Origin of the sequence: Paenibacillus sp. LHD-38 (assembly GCF_031157315.1) — a bacterium.
In the GTDB taxonomy this organism is placed as follows: Bacteria; Bacillota; Bacilli; order Paenibacillales; family Paenibacillaceae; genus Pristimantibacillus.
In genome coordinates, this window is the sequence record NZ_JAVIFU010000024.1 from 18,467 (window position 1) to 44,194 (window position 25,728).

Here is a 25,728-nt window from a genome sequence, read left to right on the forward strand (position 1 = left end):
CTTAAGGAAATGAGGCATAGAGATGAAACATCACCTTTTTCAAAAACAATATCACTTGATGTTGTTGCCAGGAATGCTCCTGCTCATCATTTTCAGCGTAATCCCTATGGTTGGCATTGTACTGGCCTTTCAGGATTTCAAAATGGGGCTAGGTTTAACGAAGTCGCCATGGATTGGATTTGAAAACTTTAAATATTTGTTTGATATGAGGGATAGCAAAACGATTTTTTTTAACACGATCAATATCGCGTTTTGGAAGATTATAGCCAATAGCGTTATTCCTTTGATTTTTGCCATTCTATTAAATGAAGTAAGTAAAGTAGCTTTTAAACGCTGGGTTCAGACGATTGTCTATTTGCCCCACTTTTTGTCATGGGTTATTTTATCCGGTATCATTATCGACCTTCTCTCGCTTGACGGTGTCGTGAACAATGCACTTCAGGCTTTGGGAATGGAGCCGATTATGTTTCTTGGCAACAATACGTTGTTTCCGTGGATTATCATTTCAAGCGACGTATGGAAGGAATTCGGCTTTAACGCGATTATTTTCCTTGCGGCATTGACCGGAATCAGCTTAACCCTATACGAAGCGGCGGAAATCGACGGTGCTTCATGGCTGCAAAAATTAAGGCATGTCACATTGCCAGGCATCGCGCCAACGATCGTCCTACTCGGGACGTTAAGCATTGGAAACATATTAAATGCCGGGTTCGATCAAATTTTCAACTTATACAATCCGCTAGTTTATGAGTCAGGCGACATTATTGATACTTACGTTTACCGTGTCGGTATCGTACAAGCCCAATTCGGCTTAGCTACGGCGGTCGGATTAATGAAATCGGTTATTGCCTTAATATTAATCGTTATCTCGTACCGGCTTGCTGGAAGATTCGCCAATTATCGCATTTTTTAATAGGAAAGGGTGATTACTCGTGGTTCGGAACCAATCGTGGAAAGCGCGTCTATTTAAAGGCAGCTTGTACACGCTAATGACGGTCATTGCGTTTCTTTCATTGGCTCCGATTTTGTATACGGTTGCCGTTTCCTTTAGCGATAAAGCAGCGGCAGCAGCGGGAGAAGTGACCATATGGCCTGTGGGCTTCAATACCTATGCCTATGACACGATTTTGAAGGATAAAAATTTTCTTGGCTCCTTTTTTGTATCCATAAATCGGGTACTGCTGGGCGGACTCATCAACTTTTTAATTACCGTATTGATGGCTTATCCGCTGTCACGGCAGGTAACGGAATTCAGCTCCCGCGATGTGTACATGTGGTTCATTATCGTGACGATGCTGTTCAGCGGAGGAATCATTCCTCTTTATATTTTGATGAAGTATTTGGGTATGTTTGACACGATCTGGGCGCTGGTTCTCCCAACCGCGGTTCCCGTATTTAACGTAATCCTGCTGATCAACTTTTTCCGGAGCATTCCTAAGGAGCTATCCGAAGCGGGGCATATCGATGGGGCAGGCCCATGGTATATGTTGATGAAGATATTTATTCCGCTATCCGCTCCTGCCCTAGCCACGGTCACGCTATTTAGCATCGTCAACCATTGGAATTCTTTTTTCGACGGCTTGATCTTTATGCGAAGCATGGAAAATTATCCGCTGCAGACATATATTCAGCAGTTTGTCGTCCAGACGAACATGCAAAATATATCCTCGGTGGAGAAGATCGAATTGCTTAAAAAGCTTTCGAATCAAACTTTGAATGCGGCGAAAATCGTAATCGGGATGCTGCCCATTTTGTTAATCTATCCTTTCCTGCAGCGGTTTTTCATCCACGGCATTATGCTTGGATCCGTTAAGGAGTAAGGGGATTGAAGATAGGCGATCAGAGTCATAGAAGGAGGTAGGGGAAGATCGGACAGTTTAAGCTAACAAATGAAGATCTCCTGTTTTATCAAGAACAGGGATACTGGATTAGTGATCGTATTTTTGATGATGAACAAGTAGAGCGATTGAGAAAAGCGCATGATCGGATTTGGGCCCGTGATTATGACGGACACGGCTTCCCGCTGTCGGAATGGGAGTCTACCGGCAATCCGTACCAACTGAGGAAGATGGATAATGCATGGTGGGTGAACGATGAGGTAAGAGAAGCGGTCACCAATCCGCTAATCGGGCAGATTGCAGCGCAGTTGATGGACACGGACGAAGTGAGGCTGTGGTATGACCAGGCCATCTATAAACCGGGAACAGGCGAGCAGGCTTCTGAAAAATCGGGGAATGTGGGCTGGCACCAGGATTATCCATATTGGCAGTGTACCGATAAGACCAATCTGGTGACGGCTTGGGTCGCTCTGCAGGATACGGCTGTAGCAAACGGCTCCATGTTAGTGATTCCTGGTTCCCACAAGTGGGGGCTGGTTCCAACCAGCGATTCCTTTTTTAATCAGGATTTAGATGCTTTGAAGGAACGGTTCGCCAAGGAGGGCCGGACGTGGAATGAAGTGCCAATGATCCTGAAAGCGGGTCACGTTAGCTTTCATCATGCCTATACCTTCCATGCTTCCGGGCCTAATCGATCCAATGACCCGCGTTTGTCCGTCGTAGCCCATCTTATGCCGGGCGATACGGCTTATCAAAACAAGGGGCACAATGTCGATAATATCAGGCTTCTTGGTCCGCGGCCGAAAGAAGGACAGCGGTTCGACAATTCCTACTTCCCAAAGCTGTAATTTGAAAGTCAAAACTAAAATAATGGAGGAATTCAATATGAAAATTCAGTTAACAGAACAAGAACGGGCTACCAAGCAGTTGAATCCGGAAACGTTGGCAATCGCGGTTGAGCAAGTGAAAGCTAACGGATATGTGTTATTTGACAAGGTGCTCAGCGAAGAGAAAATCGCCGAAATCAAGCAATCGTTTGATCCCTTATTTGACGAATTCATCGAGCGTAAAGGCTATAATACGGGGACAAACCGCGCGCAAATGTTTTTGCCTTTCATGCAGCCTTACATCGATGAAGACGTCATCTGCAACCCGATCGCAACGGCAGTACTGGACAAAATTCTTGGTACGGATAACCGCTGCACGTATTTGGCTTCGGATACCCCGATGCCGGGCTCTGATTATCAGAATGTACACTGCGACATCATGCCGCTCTTTCCGGAATTGTCAATCCCTCTTCCTATTTTCAGCTTGGTCGTAAATATTCCTTTGGTGGACGTAACGGAGGAGAACGGACCGCTCGAGGTTTGGCCTGGAGGTACGCATCAAAATCCCGACCGGGCGAATCACGATACGCTGGACGGCAGCGTTAATCCTTATCTTGATATTGTACGGGCGGCTGAATACATGCATTCCGAGAAGGTGTTCATGTCTGCCGGTTCGATTGTTATTCGCGATATCCGTATGTGGCATCGCGGCACGCCTAACCGTTCCAATGACCGCCGCACAAACCTCGCGATGATCTTTGGAAAGAGTTGGTACGGCGGAGGATCCTACATCCAAATTCCTCAAGATGCTTACGATCAGCTGCCTCCAAAAGCAAAGGAAGCATTCCGCATGGAAAAAATAGGATTCCCTGCTAAGATGCCATGGGAGTAATACGGATATGATCAGAATTTATATTATTGGCGCTGGAGTAATCGGCAGATATCATGCGGAAGCAGTGCGGAAGCTATCGGTTGAAGAGCCAGTATTGCTAAAGGTCGCGGATCCGAATCAGCAAACGCTTTCCGTTTTCCAAGAAGCATTTCCGGAGGCAGAGGCTTATGCCGATGCAGGCGTGATGCTATCGGAGGCTGCAAAGGAGGACGATATCGTTATTATCGGTACGCCTCCGTTTACACACTTTGAATTGTCGCGGATGGCGCTTAAGTCCGGCCGGCATGTGCTCTGCGAGAAACCACTCGTGATGAACGGAAAGGAAGCCGAGGAGTTGCTTGAGCTTGCGAAGCGGCAAAACCGTATGCTTGGATGCTGCAGCGACCGGTTTCTTGGCCTCTCCAAAACGGAAGAAGTGAAACAATTGCTGCTTTCGCAAACATTGGGAAATTTGTATAAAGTGACTTTCGTTTACCGCAACCAGCGTTCCCGGGCTGGTGTGGAATACCAGCCGGAAAGCAAATGGTTTCTGGATCGCGTAAAAAGCGGGGGCGGAATATTGATGGATTGGGGTCCTTATGACTTTACGGTCTTGAATGATCTCTTGAATCCCGAGGCGATTGAAGTCGTTGCAGCCTGGACCAGTCAGCCGGTTACGGAGATCGATCCAGCGGATATCACATACGATGTCGAAGGGCATGTCGGGGCCATGCTGCAGTACTGTCTGCCGGAAGGCAAGAAGGTATGGGTTCAGTATGAGCGGGCCTCATGCACCCACGGAGAGCCATACCACCATGTTGAGCTGGAAGGCACGATGGGTGCGGTGAAATGGTCTCCTTATTTTGAAACGGACGAGGTTGTTTTTAAACAGGATAAGGAAGGGCAAGTGAATACGCAGGAGAGCCTTATCGCCCATAATAGTCCATACACGGTGATGGACCACCCAATCTATTACTTTTACCGGAAGGTTAGAGGGCTGGATTCCCGGGCAACCATTAATGAGCAGGCTGTGTTCAATCTCCAATGCTTGCAAGCCATTTATGATTGCGCGGAAACAGGGCTTTCCCAAACGGTGTCGATGCTTTCGCGAAATGAGCTGGTTTCGTTTCCATGCAAGTAAATAGGAAAGCTGCAGAGATGAAGATCATGGTGCTTGGCGGCACAGGTCATATAAGCGGGAGCATTGTAGCCCGGTTATTGGAGAAAGGCCACGAGGTTACGTGCTTCAACCGCGGCAAAAGCGGAGACGTGCCTGATGGCGTAAATGTCATCGTAGGTGACCGTCGGGACAAGAGTACCTTTATCAGCAAGATGAGGAAGGAACGGTTTGACGCGGTTATCGATATGATCAGCTTTACGGAAGAGGATGCGTTAACGAGCATAGAAGCTTTTCGCGATGTCGGACAATTCGTTCAATGCTCGACCGTATGCACCTACGGCATTGATTATGATTGCCTACCCGTGCCCGAGGAGCATCCTCTTCGGCCGATATCGGGTTATGGAAGAGGAAAGGCGCTTGCCGATCAAGCGCTTCTCCAAGCTCACAGGCAGGATGGATTTCCGGTCACGATTATTAAACCATCGACGACTTATGGGCCGCGTTCAGGGATGCTTCGCCAAGTGGCTTGGGATTTTTCCTGGATCGACCGGATTCGCAAGGGTAAGCCCATTCTCCTATGCGGAGAAGGCAAGGCCATTCATCAGTTTTTGCATGTTTCTGATGCGGCCAAGGGATTTGCAGGCGTACTTGGAAAACCCCACTGCATTGGGCAGGTGTATCATCTCGTAAATCCGGCTCTCGTAACGTGGGAGGAGTATCATCGTACAGCTATGAAGGTGCTGAACCGGGAAGTGGAGACTGTCGGAGTGGAATTGGATACGCTGCTGGCAATCGATCCGGATAGATTCGATATTTGCAGGGAAATTTTTGCGCACGACACGTATTACAGCGCTCAAAAATTGTTAAGGGACGTGCCAGAATTTGTCCCTACGCAATCGTTGGAGGAAGGCATGCGGCAAGTGTTCGATGCCATGGAACGTGAAGGAAGAATTCCCGACTCCGATTCGGAGTCTTGGGAGGATCTTATCATTGACGGCTGCCATTCGGAAAGAATAAGGAGATTCTAACCATGATCATAAAAGGATTTTCGACCGCCATGTACGGCTGGCACGAAAGATACAGACTTGACCGGAGAGAATTTACATGGGAAGAGGTTTTTCTGTCGTGCGCTGAAGCCGGCATGGATGCCGTCGAAATGGACCCGGAGCCGGAATTGATAAGTCTAGCTAAGAGATATGGTTTATCATTATCTGGCTCGTACATGGGGCTTAATCTGCATGAACCGGACATTCCTATTGAAGAGACGGTGAAGCCGTTTGCCCAGCGCTTGGCGGAAGCTGGAGGTACGGATTTTATCGTGAATGCCGATCCAAAAGGAGGCTGGGGCATTTCACTCCCAAAAACGGAGGACGAATTCAAGCGCCAAGGAGAGTATTTGTCCCGTATCGCTGCAGTCGCGGAACATTGGGGTCTTAAAGCAAGTCTGCACAATCATGCGGATGAGAAGCATAATGCGGAAGGAGACCTTCGCAGCGTCATGGAGTACGCCAGTCCGAATGTAGGGCTTTGCATAGACACTGGATGGGCGCATGTCGCCGGGTACGATCCGATCGACTGGATTCGGAAGTATCCGGGAAGAATCGATGCGTTTCATTTTAGAAATCATCATGGCCGGATTCCGGCCGAAGATCTCCTTGAAGGGGATATTCCGATGCAGAAGCTGCTTCACGAACTCGCGGATACCGGGTATTGCGGATGGCTGACTTTTGAGCTGCTGCATAACGAGGAGAATCGGCCGATCCGTACGATGGAAGAAGATGTAAGGCGGTCAGTGGACTATTTGAAGACGCTTGCTTCTAAATAACAGAATGGGAGGACTTTTGCCGATCCGGCAAAAGTCCTTCTTCATAAGTAAGCAGGGAGGAAGGACGGAAATGAATATAAAAAATAAAGTGAAAGCATTATTGGCTCGAATGACGCTGCCTGAAAAAGTTGGGCAGATGACGCAGCTTGGGACGTTTAATCCAACCGATGATCTATCGTTAATAAGAGAAGGAAGGGTAGGTTCTTTACTTGGCGTGAAAGGGGCGGAGACGGTTAATGAGCTGCAGCGTATCGCGGTGGAGCAATCCCGGCTAGGCATACCGCTCCTTATTGCAGCTGACGTTATCCATGGTTACCGGTCGATATTTCCCATACCGCTTGCAGAGGCTTGCAGCTGGAACCCTGCGCTAGTAGAGGAAACCGCGGCAATCGCGGCACGGGAAGCTTCGGCGGAAGGCATTCAGTGGGTTCTTTCCCCAATGGTGGATATTACGCGAGATCCAAGGTGGGGAAGAATAGCCGAAGGAGCGGGAGAGGATCCATACTTGGGCTCGGAAATGGCCCGGGCCCGGGTAAAGGGCATTCAACGCAATGATTGGAACAACAGACCCTATATGATGGCATGCCCAAAGCATTTTGCCGGTTATGGGTTTATTGAAGCGGGTCGGGACTACAATACGGTTGACATGTCCATAAGGCGGTTAAGGGAAATCTGCTTCCCGCCGTTTCAAGCGGCAATCGAAGCTGGTGCCGGTACGATCATGGTGGCTTTTAATGAGTTGAACGGAGTTCCATGCGCGGGTAACGGTTGGCTCTTAAAAGAGGTTTTACAGCAGCAATGGGGATTCGAAGGCGTCGTGGTTAGTGACTGGGATTCAATCGGTGAATTAGTCGAGCATGGCTACGCCCGGTCACGGGAAGAAGCGGCTCGCCTCGCTATTGAATCCGGCGTTCATATGGACATGCAGTCTCTCGTTTACCATGAGCATTTACTTGATTTGGTCAGACAGGGCATAGTATCAGAATTGGTCATTGACGATGCCGTGTCACGGATTCTGAGCATGAAGTTTCAATTAGGGTTATTTGACCGGCCATATACGGACCCAGCGCTTGCTTCGACGATTCTGCTCGCCCCTGATCATGTGCAAACAGCCCGTCATATGGCATGCGAGTCCATCGTGCTTTTGAAGAACGAGGGAAATGTGCTTCCGCTTAAGCAAACGATTCGCAAGTTGGCCGTGATTGGTCCGCTTGCTAATGATGGCGATGCGCTGCTCGGATGCTGGAGCGGGCAAGGCAGAAGCAGCGATGTTGTTACGATCGTGGATGGGATTCACACCGCGGTAAACGCCGGCATGGAGATTTTGTACGCCAAAGGCTGCGGGACTGCTGAGGGGACGGAAAACGAAAAAACCGAAGCGGCGGCTATTGCAAGTCTGTGCGAGGTTGCGATCGTCGTACTCGGTGAAACGGCGAACATGAGCGGGGAAAATAACAACCGCACATCTTTGGATCTTCCTAGCTGCCAGATGTCGCTATTGAAGGCAATCCATGATACGGGAACGCCGGTCGTTCTGGTGCTGGTAAACGGCAGACCGTTATCCGTTGAGTGGGCGCAGCTGCATGTTCCGGCTATTGTAGAAACTTGGCAGCTCGGAATACAGGCCGGAATGGCGACGGCTGATGTTCTCTTCGGCCATTACAATCCAAGCGGAAAGCTCCCTGTCACGTTCCCGAGAAACGCAGGGCAAATTCCGATCTATTATAGCGCTAAAAAAACAGGCAGACCCCAAATGAAGCATTACGTCGATGCAAATGTGGAGCCGCTTTATCCATTTGGATATGGATTGAGCTACACGACTTTCGAGTATAGCAATTTGGTTCTCAGTAAGCCTAGCATTTCTCCCCAAGGGAGCTTGAAGGTACAGGCGTGCATCTTCAACGCGGGCAGCATGGACGGCGAAGAAATCGTGCAGCTCTATATTTGCGACGAATTCGCTTCCATTACTAGGCCCGTGAAGGAATTGAAAGGCTTTTGGAAAATAATGCTCAGAGCTGGTGAGACTCAAACCGTCGAGTTTGAGCTGACTGCGGAGCACTTGGGCTTTGTAAATAACGAGCAGCAGTTTGTTGTAGAGCCTGGATCGTTTCGAGTATGGGTGGGGCCAAACAGCACCGATGGACTGGAAGGTAAGTTCGAGGTTGATTCGTAAGTTAGCTGGATGTGTCCGTTACAGCTTATTTTAAACTGATTTATATAAATAGGCTGCCGAAATATCCGGCAGCCTATTTTTCACTTCGATTCCTAGCTATACTATCCAGCACCAAAAGCGCATACAGCATATTGACTGGGAAGCCAGTGCCATCGCGGTAATCTCATTTTTTTGATAATGATAAACATTCATCTTGAAAGAGCAGTGCGGATACTGCTTTTCGCCAGCCATCCAGACAAGCGGCCCTTTCGGACTCTTTCATTTGAGGGACGTACGTTCGTGAGCTCTGAACTCTCTTTTTTAGATCCTCGGTAGAACGCCAAATCCCGGCAGCTAACCCGCCCAAAAATACAGAGCCCATAGCGGAAAGCTCGGCAACTCCGGTCCTAACGATTTTTTTTCTTAAAATATCCGTTTGAAATTGCATCAGCAACGTATTTTCCGCTGCACCTCCATCGGCGCGAAGCTCCTCGAGCGTAATGCCTGAAGCCGATTGAAGCAGCTCTACTGCGTCGAAAACCTGGTAGGCGATGCTCTCGAGTGCAGCCCGAATGATATGCGCTTTTCCTGTTCCCCGGTTCATGCCAGATATAGCTGCCCTTACATTCGGCTGCCAGTACGGAGCTCCGAGTCCGACAAAGGCGGGAACAAGATAAACACCTTCGTTGCTCGGCACCTGCTCCAGTAAACGGTCCATTTCTTCAAAGGAATCAAATAACTCTAAGTTTTCCCGAAGCCACTTCAAGCTGTCGCCAGATGTACGGATGACCGCTTCGAGCGCGTAAGTCACGCTATTCTCCCTGCCCCAAGCAATAGTCTGAACCAATCCGCTGCCGAATGATGCAGGCTGCGAGCCAATATTCATCAGCACGGAAGTTCCCGTACCGTAGGTCGCCTTCGCCATACCTTCTTCCAAACACAGGTTGCCGAACAACGCTGCTTGGGAATCTCCAATTACTCCGGAGATCGGGATGGCTGCACCGAGCCAGCTGTCTTTCTCCGTAAATCCGAACTTCTCGTCCGAATATTTTACTTCAGGAAGCAGGGAGGAGGGGACCCCGAATATCCGGCACATTTCCTCGTCCCACTCCAGCGTATGGATGTTAAACAATGAGGTCCGGCTGGCGTTCGTGTAATCCGTTGCATGAACTTTGCCTCCCGTCAGTTTCCAGATCAACCAGCTGTCCATGTTGCCGGCTAGAAGTCTTCCTTCCGCAAGCTTTGCGCTTGCGCCCTCTGCGTGATCCAGAATCCACCGCCACTTGGAGGCAGAAAAATAAGGATCCAGCATCAGTCCCGTTTTGGCCAGTACGGCAGGCTCATGCCCTTCGGAACGGTAGGCCGCACATGCTTCTGATGTCCGCTGGCATTGCCAAACTATGGCATTATAAACGGGCTGACCCGTAATCCGGTCCCAAAGGATGGCTGTTTCTCGTTGATTGGTGATGGTAAGCACGGCGAGCTCGCTCACGGCTGTACCTGTTTGTTTAAGAACGTCGAGTACGGATTCCTTCACGTTCTCATAGATTGCGATCGGGTCATGCTCGACCCAGCCAGGCTCCGGATAGTATTGTTTATGCTCCACAGAGCTTTTGCCAAGAATTACTCCGTCGCCATCTACAAGCAGTGCTTTCGTGCCGGAGGTGCTTTGATCAATCGCTAAAATATATTTTCCCATGGCCGCCATCCTTATCTGCCCAGCAGCTCCAAAGCAATCTGCTTGATATTATTCGCGCTGATACCGTAATGTTCGAACACCTCGGCGGTTTTTCCGGCGATGGCCGGCTCATCAGGAATGCCTAGGATACGGACGGGAACGGGATGATGCTGTACGACGACTTCAGCTACCGCTGCACCAAGCCCGCCGTGAATGCTGTGCTCTTCAACCGTAATGATGCGTCCCGTCTCGCGCGCGGCGCTAATAATCGCGGCTTCGTCAAGCGGCTTAATGGTATGCATGTTAATGATTCTCGCGGAAACGCCAGCTTCCAGCAATTCGGCATAAGCGTCCAGCGCGATTCTGACCGTCTCGCCAGCGGCAATGATCGTAATATCCGTTCCCTCGCGCATCGTTCTTGCTTGACCGATTACGAAGTCATAATCATCGGATTCATATACGTCTTCGACCGGATTACGGCCAATTCGCATATAGGCGCCGCCTTTGTAGGAAACGAGCGCCTCCGTCATTTTTTTCGTTTCATGCCGGTCCGCGGGCAGAACAACAGCCAGACCCGGGATCGCCCTCATGACGGCAAGATCCTGCACCGAATGATGAGACATGCCGAGCGCGCCGTAGCTGACGCCGCCGCTAATGCCGACCAGTTTAACGTTCGTGGCGGAGTATGCGACATCGACTTTGATTTGCTCGATGCTCCGCATGCTTAGGAAGCAAGCAGGGGATGTTACATAAGGTTTTTTGCCGCTGTGCGCTAGACCGGCCGCGATGCCAACGATATTTTGCTCCGCGATGCCAACCTCTACGAATTGCTCTGGATACGTATCGGCGAACGGCGCCATCGCAGCCGAGCCTCGGGAATCGCTCGCAAGAACCATAATATCAGGGTCATTCTCTGCCAATCTCAGAAGTGTGTCGCAAATGACTTGCCGATTCGGAATTTTATTTGCCATGACGCTTATACCTTCCTTTCTAACTGATAGGTTTCAAGTAAAGCCGTCAGCTCGTTAATTGCAAGCTCCAGCTGCTCGTCGCTAGGGACATGATGATGCCACTTCGCCGAATTTTCTGCAAAGGAAACGCCTTTACCTTTCACGGTGTTCGCCATGATAAGAGTTGGCTTGTTTCCTGCAGCGGGGGCAGCCTCTAGCGCATGAACAAGCTCATCCATGTCATTTCCGTTGATTGATACCACATGCCAGCCAAAAGCTTCCCATTTGTCTTCAAGCGGATCAAGCCCCATCACATCCTCGGTAGATCCGCTGATTTGCAAACGGTTGCGGTCGATGATACCAATTAAATTATCGAGCTTAAAATGTGCGCCTGCCATGGCAGCTTCCCATACGGACCCTTCCGCTTGTTCACCGTCGCCCATGAGACAGAAAACGCGGTAGCCGCTTTTATCGCGCTTAGAGGCAAGTGCCATGCCAACGGATATCGCAAGCCCGTGGCCAAGCGCACCCGTGTTCATCTCAATGCCGTTCACCTTATTGTTCGGATGGCCGATTAGCCGTGACCCAAACTGGCTGAAGGTCTGCAGCTCTTCCTTTGGAAAAAAACCAAGATCAGCAAGGATGCACCACAAAGATTCAACGGAATGCCCTTTGCTTGCTATGAAACGGTCTCGCTTATCCCATTTCGGATTTTGAGGATCAAGCTTCATAATTCGATAATATAAGGCCGTCAAAATGTCCGTATTGCTTAAAGAGCCGCCGGTATGTCCGGTTTTAGCGTTGTGAATCATTCGAAGAAGGTCCATCCGGATGTTTGCTGCCTTTGCCTTTAATGCGATTGTCTCCATGCTAATATTCCTCCTCGTTTATAAGCCGCTCCCGCGAAGCCAAGCTTGAATTTGCTGTTCGGTAGGGTCAACGGGATCTGGCGTAAGTCCCGGAATGTAGCTGCATGCCTCATATAAAGCTGGAATGGCATTCGCATGAATACCTACGGAATGATGCACATAAGGGCCTTTTACGAGTTTTTCTTCCCAAAGCGGCCAATCATTTACTTCGACCCAAACATAGGAGCCGCGTGTATACGGCCCTTGAATGCCTCGGGCTTTGCCTAGGAATAGCTGATAGTCGCCATGATCGCCATCGAACCGGGCCAATGTCATTTCACCGCCCTTGATTTCGCCCTCATGCGTACCGGGAGCATGATCGTCAAACAGGAAATGCTTGCGCAGCTTCGGCTTATTCTCAACCGACAACGATACCGGGAAATTTCCGCAATGGAAAAGAAGCTCGCCGTTTGCGTTTTCTGGATGCCGCACGGTCAGATCTGCAAAGAAGGTAGGATGCTGGTTCATCGTTGCCGCCTGCACCATAACCGAAGTGATAGCTCCGTGAATATCCGTTTCGCAGGTCACCGGAATTTGTTCGTCGGTTAAGATCGCATTTGCTAAACAAGGCATGATGCCCATGGCATCCTGAAGGGAGGACCAGCACTGGATCGCGATGGCAGAGCTGCCCGTTTTGACCGCATACGACTTCATCGCTACTTTAAGAGCGGCAATTCGCTTAACGTCTGCTTCCGTAACTTCGGACCAGTCCAGCTTTTCTTTAATATAATCAATCGCGGCAGTCAGCTCCGAGCTGTTTCCACTCTCGATCCGTTTTGTTTCTCTTTGAATGTCGACTAATGTGATCGGATGGATCTCGATTCCAAAACGTTCGAGAAGCTCGCCTTCATTGCACATCATCGTCCAAAACGATGGGGGGCGCGGTCCGATCTGCAGTATCCGCAGGCTGCGGAAATGCTTTACGACATTGGCTGCCGCCGCGAAGTTCGTGAAGCCTCTTTCGAACACAGGATCATCAACTCGGCTGTTCGTGACATAAGTGAAGGGCACGTTAAAGCGGCGAAGCACCTTTCCTGTCGCGAACAAGCCGCACTGCGTATCGCGAAGCCTCATGCCGTCCTCAAGCGGCGCTTCGTCCCTCGGTCCCCATAGAAGCACGGGCTTGCCAAGCGCTTTGCCCACTCTTGCGACCGTATCCTCCGTACCGAAATTGCAATGGGGGAAAAAAACCGCATCAACGTTTTCCTGCTTAAAACGGTCGATAATAAGATCAGCGTTAATATTATCGTCGTAAAGCAGACCCTCTTGGTTAATTCCCTCCAGATCGACGATATCCATATCAAGACCGAAGCTGTTGATTTTCTCCTTAATTAATACCTTGTACTTAAAAGCATCCTCCGCACTGAAAGTAAACCTTCTAGTTGGGGCATATCCCAATTTAAGTTTCTTCATTCTGCCTGTGCACTCCCTTTGTTTTATACTTAACGAACATTAACAATGATAAATGTTTAACTAAACTTAAATTCTTAGACTTCACAGTGTGCTTAAAATAAGTGCTTCTTTTGACTAAATTTATCACTTAATTTTAATGTGGTCAATAAGTTTATTTAAAGTTTAGTATAATATCTGATAAAAATACTGAAAGTTTAGTAGTAAGCGAAAGGGGGGTGTTAAGATTATTTTATGGAAAAAGTTAAAAAAGTACGATTTCATCAATAAAAAAAACTATTGTTCAAGCTGTTTTTCTTGTATGTTTGGTCATAAAAGATGAAATTAGGCTCAACATTATTCCAAATGGAAATGAAAAATGATAGTTGTTATGTTTAGTTTTTTTTTAGTTCATTTCTAGCAGTTATTTGTAATTGGGAATGAAATAACGGCAAACAGTATAGGACAAGACCGAAACGAATTTCTTTTATGGCATAAAGCTCTGATTGCTCCATATGGCCGAAAAAGCCCCGTATGTGTCTAATGGACAATACGTGGCTTTTGGTGTGCAGTTATTCCGAATCTACCTTCAGCTGAATCTATAATTCTATAAAACAATCAGATGACTAGTTACGAAAGCTAGTTTTTCATCATATGTTGTATGAAGCTTCTAATGGGAGGAATTGCATCTATGGCAAAAGATAAGAAAAAAGAAAAAAACAGCTCCGGCGGTAACACATCAGGCGGCAAACGTGCAGGCGGAAGCAAATCTGGCGGTAACGCATCTGGAGGCAAACGTTCAGGAGGAAACAAATCCGGCGGTAACACATCTGGCGGCAAACGTTCAGGAGGAAACAAATCCGGCGGCAATGGATCTGGGGGCAAACGTAAAGGAGGAAATAAATCCGGCGGCAACGCATCTGGTGGCAAACGTGCAGGCGGAAGCCAATCCGGCGGCAACGCATCGGGCGGCAAACGTGCAGGAAGAAACCAATCCGGCGGCAACGCATCTGGGGGCAAACGTGCAGGAGGAAACAAATCCGGCGGTAACACATCTGGTGGCAAACGTTCAGGAGGAAACAAATCCGGCGGTAACACATCTGGAGGCAATGCATCTACTGGACCGCGCCATCAAGCGAAAGGCGAGAACAATAAGTAACGCATGTTACTAAAACAGCTCATATCTCTCGGGAGAAATGAGCTGTTTTTTCAATTGAGCGTTTTATTTGCGTCTTCGCGTCAGCGCAGCCAAAGCATCCCATTGCTCATCAGTTACTTCCGACAAGCCGTTGAACTGGCCTGCGCCTTGCAGCCATTCTCCGCCGTCAATCGTTACGACTTCCCCGTTCATATAGGCCGCATAGTCGGATATAAGGAAAGCAGCCAGATTTGCCAACTCTTCCTTGTTGCCGACCCGCTTCAGCGGAACGCGGCCAATCATTTTTTCTTCCAGTTCTGGCGTAGGGGAGAGACGTGACCAAGCGCCCTCCGTCGGAAAAGGACCAGGTGCAATGGCGACCTGACGAATGCCGTATTTCGCCCATTCGACGGCAAGCGACCTTGTAAGGGCTAATACGCCCGCTTTTGCAGCAGCGGAAGGAACTACATAGCCTGATCCGGTTGATGCATAGGTCGTGACGATGTTCAGCATCGTACCGCATCTGCCCTCAGCAATCCATCTCTTCCCAACCTCCAGCGACGTATAGAAGGTACCGTGCAAAACAATGTTTAAGACGGTGTCGACGGCATTTGTTGAGAGCCTTTCCGTTGGGCTTATAAAATTGCCGGCTGCATTATTGATAAGGATATCGATATGGCCAAAATGGCTTTCAACGGCATCAATCATGTCTTTTACCTGATCGGGATTACGCACATCACAGCATTTGTGGAAAACTTGGCTTGATTCCAGGCTCATGGCTTCAGCTGCTTGTTTCAGCACTTCTTCCCGGCGGCTTGCAATCGCGATGCGAGCGCCGAGCGCAATGAATTTCTCTCCCATGGCGCGGCCAAGACCGGTCGCACCGCCTGTTATGAGGATGACCTTTCCTTTCAGCAGCTCAGGGGAAAAAGGTTCCATTCCATCAGCCTCCTATTCATACAAAAGATTGTAATTGATTAATCATATCGATGCCGGCATCGGGTTATGTATTTAATCGATCCTTCGTATTCGAATCGGCGGAATCCAGAGGAGCTTTAACTGAGAATAAAAACCAGCTGTGAAGCGAACAGTACAAAAGAAATGGAGGCGACAGGGATGCGGACATCTCAGGATAAATTGTCCTGGTGGCAATTTGCTTTGTTTGGTGTAGGCTGCACGATAGGAACAGGATTTTTTCTAGGCTCGGGAATCGCGATAAAAAAAAGCGGTTTTTTCGTGCTCTTAATTTTTTTGCTGGCGGCGATCGCTACTCTATTTGTATACGAGGCTTTGGCGCAGATGACAGCTGAGCATCCCGAGAAGGGCTCATTTAGAACCTATGCCAAATTAGCGTTCGGCAGGTGGGCTGGTTTTAGTTTAGGCTGGGTGTATTGGTCCTCGGAGATGCTTATATTAGGAAGCTCATTAACGGCGATAGGATTATTTTCGCAATATTGGTTTCCGGGCATACCGCTTTGGATTTTTGCCGCAGGCTACTCGGTTCTTGCATTGTTCGTTGTTATTTTGGGCTCCAATGGGATTAACAAAGCAGAAAATATATTTGCTCTCGTTAAAATGGCAGCAATCGTTATGTTTATTATTGTTGCGGGATACGCAATGGTTAAAGGGATAGGCAATGTTCATTCTATGAAAGAAAGCTTGTCTGAATGGGGTGACACGGGATGGCTGGGTGCCTGGAAAGGATTGCTCTATGCGTTTTATGCTTTCAGCGGCATTGAAGTCATGGGGTTTATGGCAATGAATTTGCGTCATCCGAAGGAAGCTCCTAAAGCGGGATGGATTATGCTGTCCATCGTAACGGTGTTATATATTTGCTCCATCGGCATCGCGCTTCTTTTTATGACAAAGGAACAGTGGCTGCCAGATGAAAGTCCGCTCATTATTCCTTTGGCCGCGATGAATCTGCCGGTGCTGGTGCATATATTGAATGGCGTTCTAATCATTGCCGGATTTTCGATTCTCGTTGCCTCTTTATACGGAGTCTCCGCCATGCTGATGACCTTATCCGATGATGGAGATGCCCCAAAATGGCTGGCAAAGAAAATTGGAAAACGAGAGCTTCCGCTGTATGCGCTAGGCGTCAATACGGCGGGGCTGTGCGTCTCCATTGTGCTCGCATTACTGATGCCGAAAAAAATATTCGAGCATATTACGACTGCCGGAGGTTTGGTGCTTCTATATACTTGGTTGTTTGTGCTGGTTACCTATCTAAAGCTGATGAAACCCAAAGCCGGCGGGCAGTTGAAAACATGGATTGCCATCGGATTGATTGCTGCCGCGGTTTCCGGTGTCCTTGCGGAGCGGACAGGGAGAGCCGGTTTTTGGAGCAGCTTGCTGATTGTTGTGATCGTACTTCTTATTACTATGGTTATGAATCGGATCTGGGCAAAAAAAGCGCAAGCCTAGCTTCTTCTTTGCCGTTATTTATGAAAGCGCAGGCTCAAGCCTTTAAATTTGTTTTTCATATAAGTATAAGGACATTTGGATGGAGAGCTCTCATCATCCCGCAAAAAATATTGCTTCCACTCCTGATTATCCTCCTGGCCGTACCATTTGAGAGAGGGGTGGGCGGGTACGCCGTCGTATTCCACTAGTTTTTGACGGATAAGTTTTTTCATGTTGCGTCCAAACGGGGTGGAATCATTGATTTCCTCGAAAACGAAACGCGGCTGAAAGGCGATGAGAAAATAAGGCGATAAACGGCTCTTGCGAACGGTGTGGGCAGGGGTGCTGCAAAAGGCGAAATAAGGATGGCCATCATAGCAGAATTCCCAAGAGTGATGGGAAGGGTCTGTTGATATGGCATCCGGCCAAGGTGTCTCATCCTTTGCGCTGACACGGCTTAATACCGACCAAAACAGCTCCTCGTAATCTTCTATCGTATAGCTGCTGCGCAGCTCTTCAGGCGTCTTAAAAAAGATAACGAGCGAAGCGTATTTCCCCGTTTCATGAGCACTTTCGCCATACTGCCGCAGCAGCTGCGACACCTCGGTAATGGCTTGCTCGTCTCGAGGATCGGAAGCAAAACCAAATCGTAAATTATTCGTTAGAAAGCCATAACGGCCGGGTATACAGGGATAACTGTTGGCAGGATCTGCAATCATGCTTGCAAATTGGCGATAAGCATCCTGCTGCCATTCCGGTATATGGATGAAGTTCTCATCAAGCCATGCTTTACTTGTTAATTCAGCCATAAAAAAATATAACCTCCTTCAGAAAGTATGACGAAGCATACTATGCGAAGAAGGTTTTATGGGTGAATGCCTGATTTAACGGGTGAGCTGCAAAAAAGCTTGATAGCCGAAGTAGAGTCCGAAGCCGATCAGAGAGAGTCCGGCTCCTGCGGAAATGATTTTCAAGGTTTTTCGATTTCCGAACTTATGGAAGGAGCTTGCGAGTATGGCCATGACAAAATCCCAAAGCAAAATGCCGGCAAAAATACCAAAGCTATGCCACAGCACTTGAGAGACACCGTGGTTCTGAACGCTTTCTGCCAGAATGGAGCCATAAATACCGAGCCAAAATAAAATGTTGAGCGGGTTCGTGAGCGCCATCAGAAATCCGGAACGAAAGGAGCTTGATCGGGTGGCTGTTTCGATAACGCCTGCTTCAGGCATTTTTTTTATATTCTTCAAGGTTTCTATCCCGGTATAAAGAAGGACAAAGCAGCCAAACAGCCACAGAAAGGTTTTCATAAACGGGGTGCTCAAAAAATGCGCCAGCCCAAAGTAGATGCACAGCATGTACAACAAATCGGCGCACATTGCTCCAAAACCGACCAGCCATGCATGAGCAAAGCCGAATCTTGCGCCCTTATCCAACTGAGCGGCATTGATCGGTCCGATTGGCGCGGATAAAGATAAACCTAGAATCATATAAGCGAAAAAAGCACTCATAAGCATCGCTCCTTGAATAGAAATGGATATGTACAAGTCATTCTATTCAAGGTTCTTTCATGGTAGAAGAAGCTAAAGGATTTCAGCCTCAATTGCTGTGCAATTGTAGCCGTTGCACGCGCTCTCGACGCAGGGACAAGCAGAAATGGCGACGATCAAATCCATTTCCGCACGGAGCTCAATATAGTCTCCAGGCTTAGAAAGCGGTCGTTCAACGCTGATTTGTCCTGAAGGTTTTATAACCGTATTCATGAATAGGTTGAAGGGGTAATGCTGGTCAGGCGAGGGAATGCCGAAAGCGTCAAGCGCATGATTTAGATTATGGTAGCAGCTAGCATGTTCCTTCTTATCGTATAGCAGCTCGTACATTTCGGAACGGCATGCTGGATTAATAAAATCATGCTGTCCTACGGTATCGGATAGGAGCGTGAGAATCGGTCTGTATTTATTGGAGTACAGTTTGTTTCCGGGCTTTACTTTCATCGCGTGCAAGGCATCCATGGTTACACCGGGATCTAGCCTCTCGCTAAAATCATCGGAACGATATGCGACAAGGTCAGCAACCTGCTCACCCTCGATGTCGGTCACCCGAAGGACCTGCCCGGTTTCCATTCGGAAGCTCAAACCTTTTGTTGCGGGAATCTGCCAATGTCGTTTTGTCATGAAAATCCTCCTGCTCAGCTATGCCTGTTCATCCTATCAGTATGGCTAATGCAGGGATTTGTCATGCAATGCGTTAGCTGTATGCGAGGTAACTAAAGCCGTAGGCACCTATGGCAAGAAAGGTTTGGCGCAGAAGCTGGAATGATAATCATTCCGCCATTTACAATATTTCCAGGTTAAGGTGACATTGGCTTAACAGTTCCTTATTATGCTTGTCTAAGAGTAGATCACATACATGAGGAGTGGAAAAGTTGAACAAATCGATGGATCGCAAAACCTTTCTTTCGTATTTGGGTACAGGTGCAGCTGCACTTGCAACAGCATCGGCAGGTTTAGGGGTTTTAAACGGCAAAGCCTCTGCCATGTCTGCAACAGCTGATCATTTGTTTGGATTTAACACGAACCGGGTTAGCGGCTATTTTGAGCCGATTTCTCCTTCTAAGGAAGATCAGCTCCTTTTGCCAAAAAACTTTAAATATGATGTGATAGCTGCCTTTGATGATGTAATAAACGAAGCGGGAGAAAAATTCGGATCTGGCTGCGATTATAATGCTTTCTTTCCAATTAAGGGATCAAATGTAAGAGGGCTTCTCGTTAATAACCATGAATACAGCACGATTTTCTCGATTGGTCCCGTGAAGGACGGCAAGATGACAGCGGATCAATTGCATAAAAATCTTTATTACCAAGGCATGTCTGTCATCGAAGTGTACCGTGATGAGAAAGGGACATGGAAGATGGATAAAACATCGACGCATGCCCGCCGAATCAATGGATATACGAAGTTTCAGCTTACGGGTCCTGCAAAAGGCAGCACTGCCGTTGGCGGCGCAACCTCTGCTGTCGGTACGTTTGCGAATTGCTCCGGCGGCGTTACCCTCTGGAATACCGTGCTTTCCTGTGAAGAAAATTTCGCGGAAACCGCAGCAGCGTCAAAGCTTCCAGAAACGCATTACGGCTGGGTAATTGAAGTAGATCCCTTCGATAAGTCGTACCTGAAGAAGCATACTGCGCTAGGCCGCTTCAACCATGAGAATACGGCAATGGGGCTTGCGCCTGACGGACGTGTTGTGGTGTACATGGGCGATGACAAAAAAGACGCATGCGTCTACAAATTTGTAAGCAAAGGGAAGTTCGATAAGCTAAAAGGCCGTGCGAATTCTGCTCTGCTGGAGGATGGCACGCTCTATGTTGCCAATTTGAAGAGCGGGAAGTGGATGCCGGTCACTTTGGATGAGGTTACCAAAGCGGCCAAGGACAAGCCTGAGGCGCTGAAAAAATTCAAGACACAAGGAGATGTCGTTACCTTCTGTCAGGAGGCTGCTCTGCTTGTGGGAGGCACACCAACCGATCGACCGGAGGATATTGAAATTTCGCCGTTTGACAATACGATCTTTATCTGCCACACAAACAATGATAATCACGGAAATATTCATGGTCATATTACACGAATATTCGAAGCGAACAATGATTTGGCCGCTTTGGAATTCGACTTTGAGATTTTTGCCGCGGGCGGCCGCCAATCCGGATTCAGCTCGCCTGATAACCTGGCGTTTGATTCCAATGGCCATCTTTGGGTCGTGACGGATATTTCGAGCAGCAGCCAAAATAAAGGCGTTCATAAGTCGTTCATGAACAATGGATTATTCGTCATTCCGACGAGCGGGCCGGATCAGGCAATCGCACTGCAGTTTGCGTCGGCGCCAATCGAAAGCGAGCTTACGGGTCCGTTCTTTACGCCTGATGAGCAAACCTTATTCCTTTCGGTGCAGCATCCAGGCGAGAATACAACAGATTTAAGCAAGCCTACAAGCACATGGCCGCACCGTGCAGGCGATACCAAGGCAAGATGCTCAGTTGTTGCGATCAGCGGATTTAAGCTTGGCTAATGGATGAAGATGCTTTGCGAATAGCCGCGGACTTGTTGTCTGCGGCTGCATTTTAACTTAAAAGGGGCTGAGGATATGCCATTTGGCAATATTGGAATCGGAGGATTAGTATTAATCCTTATTATCGCGCTTATCATATTTGGTCCTTCGAAGCTGCCGGAGCTCGGACGCGCTTTTGGCAGAACGTTAAGCGAATTTAAAGGAGCAACCCGCGGACTTGTAAACGGCGATGACGACGATAAGCGCAAGCCTGAGGAGACGCCGGAGGCAGCAGCGTCGACTGCGAAATAACATGAGCAATCCGAATGATCAAAGCTTAATCGGACATTTGGAGGAAATGCGTTCAAGGCTGATTCGAACGCTTGTCGCGTTCTTAGTCGCCATGGCGGCGGCCTTCATCTATGTGAAGGATATTTATCAGTGGCTGGTAAGAAATATGGATCAAAAGCTGGTGCTGCTAGGTCCTTCGGATGTCATATGGGTATATATGATGATTGCCGGTGTAGTCGCCATTGCGATTACATTGCCTATCGCTGCTTATCAAATCTGGAAGTTTGTCACACCTGCGGTGCCAAAGGAAGCACAGCGCGCCGCTCTTGTGTTCATTCCAAGCATTAGTATATTGTTTATCGTCGGCATTTGTTTCGGTTATTTCATCTTATTCCCGATGGTGCTCCATTTCATGAATGAAATGGCAGCAAATGAGTTTGTAACGATGTATACGGCCCAGAAATATTTTACTTTCATGATTCATATGACCGTGCCTTTTGGTCTTCTGTTCGAGATGCCGGCAATCGTCATGTTTCTGACCAAGCTGGGCATTTTGAATCCGAATAGGCTCGCTAAGGCAAGAAAGCTTGCTTATTTCATTCTGGCGCTCATTGCGATCACGATAACTCCTCCTGATATTCTGTCTGATATTATCGTCATTGTCCCGTTGTTTTTACTTTATGAAATCAGTATATCCATCTCCAAAATGGTCTACCGCAAGCAGCTGAAGCTGGCAGGTGACGAAGGGATGGCAGCATGACTGCAGATGAATAGGGAGAGAAGGCTGAGAATAGCCTTCTCTCTTTTTTGTTTTAAATATAAGGAAGTATGAGATGAAATGTTTTTCTATCCATAAAAATAATAATAACTTGCCCGGGAGAAAGAAGCGGAGATGTTCTTTGCCAAAAAATAGTATATACTAGGCTCATACTACTTTTATTCGGATTATATAAGGGGCAATCGGGACATGGAAATCGTAGAGGCAACCATTTCGTCCATTCAAGCAGCAATGGCATCAGGCGAGATTACGTCTCGCGAACTGGTACTGCGTTATTTTGACCGGATCGCATCTCATGATAAAGAAGGACTAACGATCAATTCCGTGCTTGAGCTTAATCCCGATGCTTTGTTTATTGCCTCTGCGCTGGACAGTGAACGTGCTGCGAAAGGACCGAGAGGCCCGCTGCACGGTATTCCGATTTTGCTGAAGGATAATATAAATACGGGCGATAATATGCATACGAGTGCGGGATCCCTAGCACTTGCGGGCTCCTTCGCGGGAGAAGATGCTTTTATCGTGAAGAGGCTTCGGGAAGCAGGCGCTGTCATTTTGGGTAAAGCGAATATGACGGAGTTTGCTAATTTTATGACGGAAGGCATGCCTTCCGGCTATAGTTCGCGCGGCGGACAAGTTCTTAACCCCTACAACATATCGACGCCGACAGGCGGATCGAGTGCAGGCTCGGGAGTGGCTGTAGCCTGTAATTTCTGTATGGCTTCCATCGGAACAGAGACCTCGGGATCAATACTCAACCCGGGGAATTTAAGCTCCACGGTGGGCATTAAGCCGACCGTGGGACTTGTAAGCCGTTCGGGCATTTTGCCGCTTTCGAACACGCAGGATACAGCAGGACCAATGGCCAGAACGGTAACGGATGCCGTGCTTGTATTGAATGCGATCACCGCGCATGATGAAGGCGATGCTGCTATGGGAGCGGGCTATTGGCGAAAGCAGGAGGATTACAGTGTTTTTCTTGATCCCAAAGGGCTTGAAGGCGCACGAATCGGGATCCCGAGAGATTATTTCTTCGAGGAATTAACGGAAGAGCAGCTTGGTATATTTAACGACGCAGTAGAGCTGATGAGAAAACAGGGAGCTGTGATCGTTGACCCGGCAGATGTGAGAACTGCCCGTCAAATTGTGTATTCCTCCGTTGTGTTGAATGAATTTAAATCATCGTTGAATGCGTACTTGTCCAAGCTGCCGCCCGGCTTCAAAGTACGTACGCTCAAGGACATTATCGCTTTTAATAATGAGCATCCGGTCGAGACGTTGAAATACGGGCAAGTAACATTGCTGCGCGCTGAAACGACAACCTCAGGAACGCAGACCGAGGTTCCATATCTTCGGGACCGTGCGGCAGATCTAAGGTTCTGCAAGGAAGAGGGGCTGGATGCGACAATGAAGGATCATCAATTGGATGCGTTGTTGTTTCCGGCGGATTTTGGCGCAAGAATTACTTCGCGCGCTGGTTATCCCTCTATTGTTGTTCCGGCAGGCTATACGGCAAAGGGAGTGCCGTTTGGCGTTACGTTCGCTGCCAGAGCCTACGAAGAGCCGATGCTCATTAAGCTAGCTTATTCCTATGAGCAGGCGAGTCTGGTACGGCGGCCGCCTTCTCTAAAGAGCTTTATCTAACCGATTCAAATTGCCTTAGCATCGAGCATCGGACAAAGTTTGCGATAACCGGTGCTTTCACCCCTAAATTAACAAAATCCTCCCGATTGCTGCCCGTCGGGAGGATTTTGTTTCGCAAAGCGAATTATTTTTTTGCTTTAAAGTGGACGACCGCGCTATAAAGCATTTTTTCGACTTTGGGATTGAATACGGCATGATGGCTGACATGGAATACCTCTAACAGCAAGCCTTTGTTATTCTCAATTTGCTGATCGATCTTCAGCTCCAATGTTTTCAAATCATAAGCCTCGAAAAATTCGATTTTGTTTTCAATGAGATCTAATCGGAAGTCCATTTGTATATCTCCTAAGAATAGATTTAAGTGATACATCTATTATACAGAGATATTACTTCGCCCACAAAGATTCAATTTCCTCGAGTGTTTTACCTTTCGTTTCCGGTACAATTCGCCAAGTGAATAAGAATGCAATCAGTGCCATGCTGCCGTAAATCCAGAACGTGGCTGCAGGTCCGGCGGAGCCGAGCAAAGGCGGGAATGTTTGCGAAACGAGATAATCCGCCGCCCATAGCACCATTGCAGCGATCGCCGTCGCTTTTCCGCGGATGCGATTCGGGAAAATTTCGGACATAATTACCCATACGACAGGACCCAATGAAATCGCGAAGGAAGCTACGTACAGCAAAATGAAAATTAGCACGAGCGGACCGGCAGAATGACCCGTTTGAAATGCGATGCCAATGACTAACAGACAAATAGCCATCGAAGCCGAACCGACTAGCAAAAGCGCCTTTCGTCCAACCTTATCTATGAGCCACAAAGCGACAATGGTGAACAAGAAGTTGATGAAACCAACCAAAATCGTTTGAACCAGTGAAGCATTCGTCCCTGCACCTGTTGCTTTGAATATCTCGGGAGCATAGTACATAACGGCATTAATGCCGGTAACCTGCTGAAGAAAAGCCAATCCTACGCCAACAATCAAAGCGATTCGAAGTCCCGGACTGAACAGCTGCTTGATTGATCCGCTTTCCTGCTCAAAGGAATGTTTGATATCGATGACTTCTTTCCTTGCCAGCTCTTCCCCGTGGATACGCAAAAGAATTGGCAATGCGGCCACTGCCCGTCCTTGCTTGATTAACCATCTCGGGCTTTCAGGCACGAAGAACAGTAAAATTAAAAACAATAAGCCGGGAACGGCTCCAACCCCAAACATCCAGCGCCAAGCAGAGGTTACGCTCCAGGCTGCATCGCCAGCGTTAGAAATCCATAAATTCACGAAATAAGTAAGGAAGATGCCGGTAACGATGGCGAGCTGATTAAGAGCGACGAGTCTGCCGCGGAATTTCGCGGGAGCAATCTCGGCATTATAAAGCGGGCATAAGGTAGACGTTATGCCGATTCCGATTCCGCCAATAATCCGAGCGATAATAAATCCAGAGAAGCTTTCGGGAATGGCTGAACCGATCGAGCTGATAATAAACAAAAATGCTGCTGCAATAAGTACTCTTTTCCGTCCAAAGCGATCACCTAAAATGCCTGACATAGCCGCACCAACAATACAGCCGATGATTAAGCTTGAAACGGCCCATCCAACCTGCAGTTTTGTAAGGTCAAAATGGTCCTCCATAAAACCGATAGCTCCTGATACGACCGCTGTATCGAAACCAAATAATAATCCGCCAAGCGCGGATACCATTGAAACAAGCGTCACAAATTTCATGCTTACTTGTTCGGTTGTGTTAGTTATTTCTGTTCGCACCTTCATATTCTCCTCTCTGACAATCCCATCCTGCTTTAAAACGAATTTTATTATATCACGCAAAACGAAGGGGCCAGTGAGCAAACATCTTCATTATTCAGTGATGTTCCCGCA

Annotated in this window: 23 protein-coding genes and 1 pseudogene; 14 read left to right on the plus strand and 10 right to left on the minus strand. The window is 48.1% G+C overall.

Annotation, left to right across the window (positions count from 1 at the left end; translation table 11 throughout):
* Positions 1-22 precede the first annotated feature (22 nt).
* The 8 genes from RCO25_RS20160 to RCO25_RS20195 all read left to right on the plus strand — a co-directional run bounded on the left by RCO25_RS20160 (position 23) and on the right by RCO25_RS20195 (position 8,654).
* Positions 23-913: an ABC transporter permease gene (locus RCO25_RS20160; RefSeq protein ID WP_308997924.1), complete on the plus strand. Its 891-nt coding sequence runs from the start codon at positions 23-25 to the stop codon at positions 911-913.
* Between the two features lie 19 nt (positions 914-932).
* Complete coding sequence (locus RCO25_RS20165; RefSeq protein ID WP_308997925.1) at positions 933-1,820, plus strand: carbohydrate ABC transporter permease; 888 nt, start codon at positions 933-935, stop codon at positions 1,818-1,820.
* A gap of 80 nt (positions 1,821-1,900) precedes the next feature.
* Positions 1,901-2,686, plus strand: coding sequence for a phytanoyl-CoA dioxygenase family protein (locus tag RCO25_RS20170; RefSeq protein ID WP_308997999.1), 786 nt, complete (start codon positions 1,901-1,903; stop codon positions 2,684-2,686).
* Positions 2,687-2,723: 37 nt separating this feature from the next.
* Entirely contained in the window at positions 2,724-3,557 is an 834-nt protein-coding gene (locus tag RCO25_RS20175) for a phytanoyl-CoA dioxygenase family protein (protein ID WP_308997926.1), read from the plus strand.
* A gap of 7 nt (positions 3,558-3,564) precedes the next feature.
* Positions 3,565-4,677 carry a Gfo/Idh/MocA family protein gene (locus RCO25_RS20180; RefSeq protein WP_308997927.1) on the plus strand — a complete coding sequence of 371 codons (1,113 nt, stop codon included), beginning with the start codon at positions 3,565-3,567 and terminating at the stop codon, positions 4,675-4,677.
* A gap of 17 nt (positions 4,678-4,694) precedes the next feature.
* Positions 4,695-5,684: an NAD-dependent epimerase/dehydratase family protein gene (locus RCO25_RS20185; RefSeq protein WP_308997928.1), complete on the plus strand. Its 990-nt coding sequence runs from the start codon at positions 4,695-4,697 to the stop codon at positions 5,682-5,684.
* Between the two features lie 2 nt (positions 5,685-5,686).
* Positions 5,687-6,481 (plus strand): sugar phosphate isomerase/epimerase family protein, encoded by a 795-nt coding sequence (locus RCO25_RS20190; protein WP_308997929.1) that lies wholly within the window; start codon positions 5,687-5,689, stop codon positions 6,479-6,481.
* Positions 6,482-6,551: 70 nt separating this feature from the next.
* Positions 6,552-8,654, plus strand: a complete 2,103-nt coding sequence (locus RCO25_RS20195; protein WP_308997930.1) for a glycoside hydrolase family 3 N-terminal domain-containing protein — start codon at positions 6,552-6,554, stop codon at positions 8,652-8,654.
* 163 nt (positions 8,655-8,817) lie between these two features.
* On the opposite strand, the gene glpK is transcribed toward RCO25_RS20195, so the two are convergent.
* From glpK to RCO25_RS20215, 4 genes are read right to left on the minus strand one after another with little or no spacing between them, the layout of a single operon-like run.
* The gene (gene glpK / locus RCO25_RS20200; RefSeq protein ID WP_374992138.1) at positions 8,818-10,341 is read right to left on the minus strand and encodes a glycerol kinase GlpK; all 1,524 of its coding nucleotides are present in this window, start codon (positions 10,339-10,341) and stop codon (positions 8,818-8,820) included.
* Positions 10,342-10,343: 2 nt separating this feature from the next.
* Positions 10,344-11,282 carry a transketolase family protein gene (locus RCO25_RS20205; protein ID WP_308997932.1) on the minus strand — a complete coding sequence of 313 codons (939 nt, stop codon included), beginning with the start codon at positions 11,280-11,282 and terminating at the stop codon, positions 10,344-10,346.
* Between the two features lie 5 nt (positions 11,283-11,287).
* Complete coding sequence (locus RCO25_RS20210) at positions 11,288-12,130, minus strand: transketolase (RefSeq protein ID WP_308997933.1); 843 nt, start codon at positions 12,128-12,130, stop codon at positions 11,288-11,290.
* An 18-nt stretch (positions 12,131-12,148) separates the two neighbouring features.
* Positions 12,149-13,582 carry an L-fucose/L-arabinose isomerase family protein gene (locus tag RCO25_RS20215; protein ID WP_308997934.1) on the minus strand — a complete coding sequence of 478 codons (1,434 nt, stop codon included), beginning with the start codon at positions 13,580-13,582 and terminating at the stop codon, positions 12,149-12,151.
* A 694-nt stretch (positions 13,583-14,276) separates the two neighbouring features.
* Here RCO25_RS20215 and RCO25_RS20220 point away from each other — a divergent pair.
* A pseudogene (locus RCO25_RS20220) lies at positions 14,277-14,681 on the plus strand (cell wall anchor protein); the annotation flags it as partial.
* 99 nt (positions 14,682-14,780) lie between these two features.
* Here the strand turns inward: RCO25_RS20220 and RCO25_RS20225 are convergent.
* The gene (locus RCO25_RS20225) at positions 14,781-15,635 is read right to left on the minus strand and encodes an SDR family oxidoreductase (protein WP_308997936.1); all 855 of its coding nucleotides are present in this window, start codon (positions 15,633-15,635) and stop codon (positions 14,781-14,783) included.
* A gap of 177 nt (positions 15,636-15,812) precedes the next feature.
* On the opposite strand from RCO25_RS20225, the gene RCO25_RS20230 reads away from it, so the two are divergent.
* Positions 15,813-17,123, plus strand: coding sequence for an amino acid permease (locus RCO25_RS20230; RefSeq protein ID WP_308997937.1), 1,311 nt, complete (start codon positions 15,813-15,815; stop codon positions 17,121-17,123).
* 14 nt (positions 17,124-17,137) lie between these two features.
* Here RCO25_RS20230 and RCO25_RS20235 read toward each other — a convergent pair whose 3' ends face one another.
* The 3 genes from RCO25_RS20235 to RCO25_RS20245 all read right to left on the minus strand — a co-directional run bounded on the left by RCO25_RS20235 (position 17,138) and on the right by RCO25_RS20245 (position 19,276).
* Complete coding sequence (locus RCO25_RS20235) at positions 17,138-17,911, minus strand: YqcI/YcgG family protein (RefSeq protein ID WP_308997938.1); 774 nt, start codon at positions 17,909-17,911, stop codon at positions 17,138-17,140.
* Between the two features lie 75 nt (positions 17,912-17,986).
* Positions 17,987-18,613, minus strand: coding sequence for a LysE family translocator (locus RCO25_RS20240; protein WP_308997939.1), 627 nt, complete (start codon positions 18,611-18,613; stop codon positions 17,987-17,989).
* A 72-nt stretch (positions 18,614-18,685) separates the two neighbouring features.
* Entirely contained in the window at positions 18,686-19,276 is a 591-nt protein-coding gene (locus RCO25_RS20245; RefSeq protein WP_308997940.1) for a DUF1989 domain-containing protein, read from the minus strand.
* Positions 19,277-19,539: 263 nt separating this feature from the next.
* Here RCO25_RS20245 and RCO25_RS20250 point away from each other — a divergent pair, with 263 nt between their 5' ends.
* From RCO25_RS20250 to RCO25_RS20265, 4 genes are all read left to right on the plus strand, one after another.
* Complete coding sequence (locus tag RCO25_RS20250) at positions 19,540-21,165, plus strand: PhoX family protein (RefSeq protein ID WP_308998000.1); 1,626 nt, start codon at positions 19,540-19,542, stop codon at positions 21,163-21,165.
* A gap of 75 nt (positions 21,166-21,240) precedes the next feature.
* Positions 21,241-21,456, plus strand: coding sequence for a twin-arginine translocase TatA/TatE family subunit (locus RCO25_RS20255; RefSeq protein ID WP_308997941.1), 216 nt, complete (start codon positions 21,241-21,243; stop codon positions 21,454-21,456).
* Position 21,457: 1 nt separating this feature from the next.
* Positions 21,458-22,195, plus strand: coding sequence for a twin-arginine translocase subunit TatC (gene tatC, locus RCO25_RS20260; RefSeq protein ID WP_308997942.1), 738 nt, complete (start codon positions 21,458-21,460; stop codon positions 22,193-22,195).
* Positions 22,196-22,402: 207 nt separating this feature from the next.
* Positions 22,403-23,854 (plus strand): amidase family protein, encoded by a 1,452-nt coding sequence (locus RCO25_RS20265; RefSeq protein WP_308997943.1) that lies wholly within the window; start codon positions 22,403-22,405, stop codon positions 23,852-23,854.
* A gap of 124 nt (positions 23,855-23,978) precedes the next feature.
* Here RCO25_RS20265 and RCO25_RS20270 read toward each other — a convergent pair whose 3' ends face one another.
* A complete protein-coding gene (locus RCO25_RS20270) occupies positions 23,979-24,188 on the minus strand; it encodes a YrzA family protein (protein WP_308997944.1) in 210 nt (69 codons plus the stop codon).
* Positions 24,189-24,240: 52 nt separating this feature from the next.
* Positions 24,241-25,614 carry a sugar porter family MFS transporter gene (locus tag RCO25_RS20275; protein ID WP_308997945.1) on the minus strand — a complete coding sequence of 458 codons (1,374 nt, stop codon included), beginning with the start codon at positions 25,612-25,614 and terminating at the stop codon, positions 24,241-24,243.
* Between the last annotated feature and the right edge of the window lie 114 nt (positions 25,615-25,728).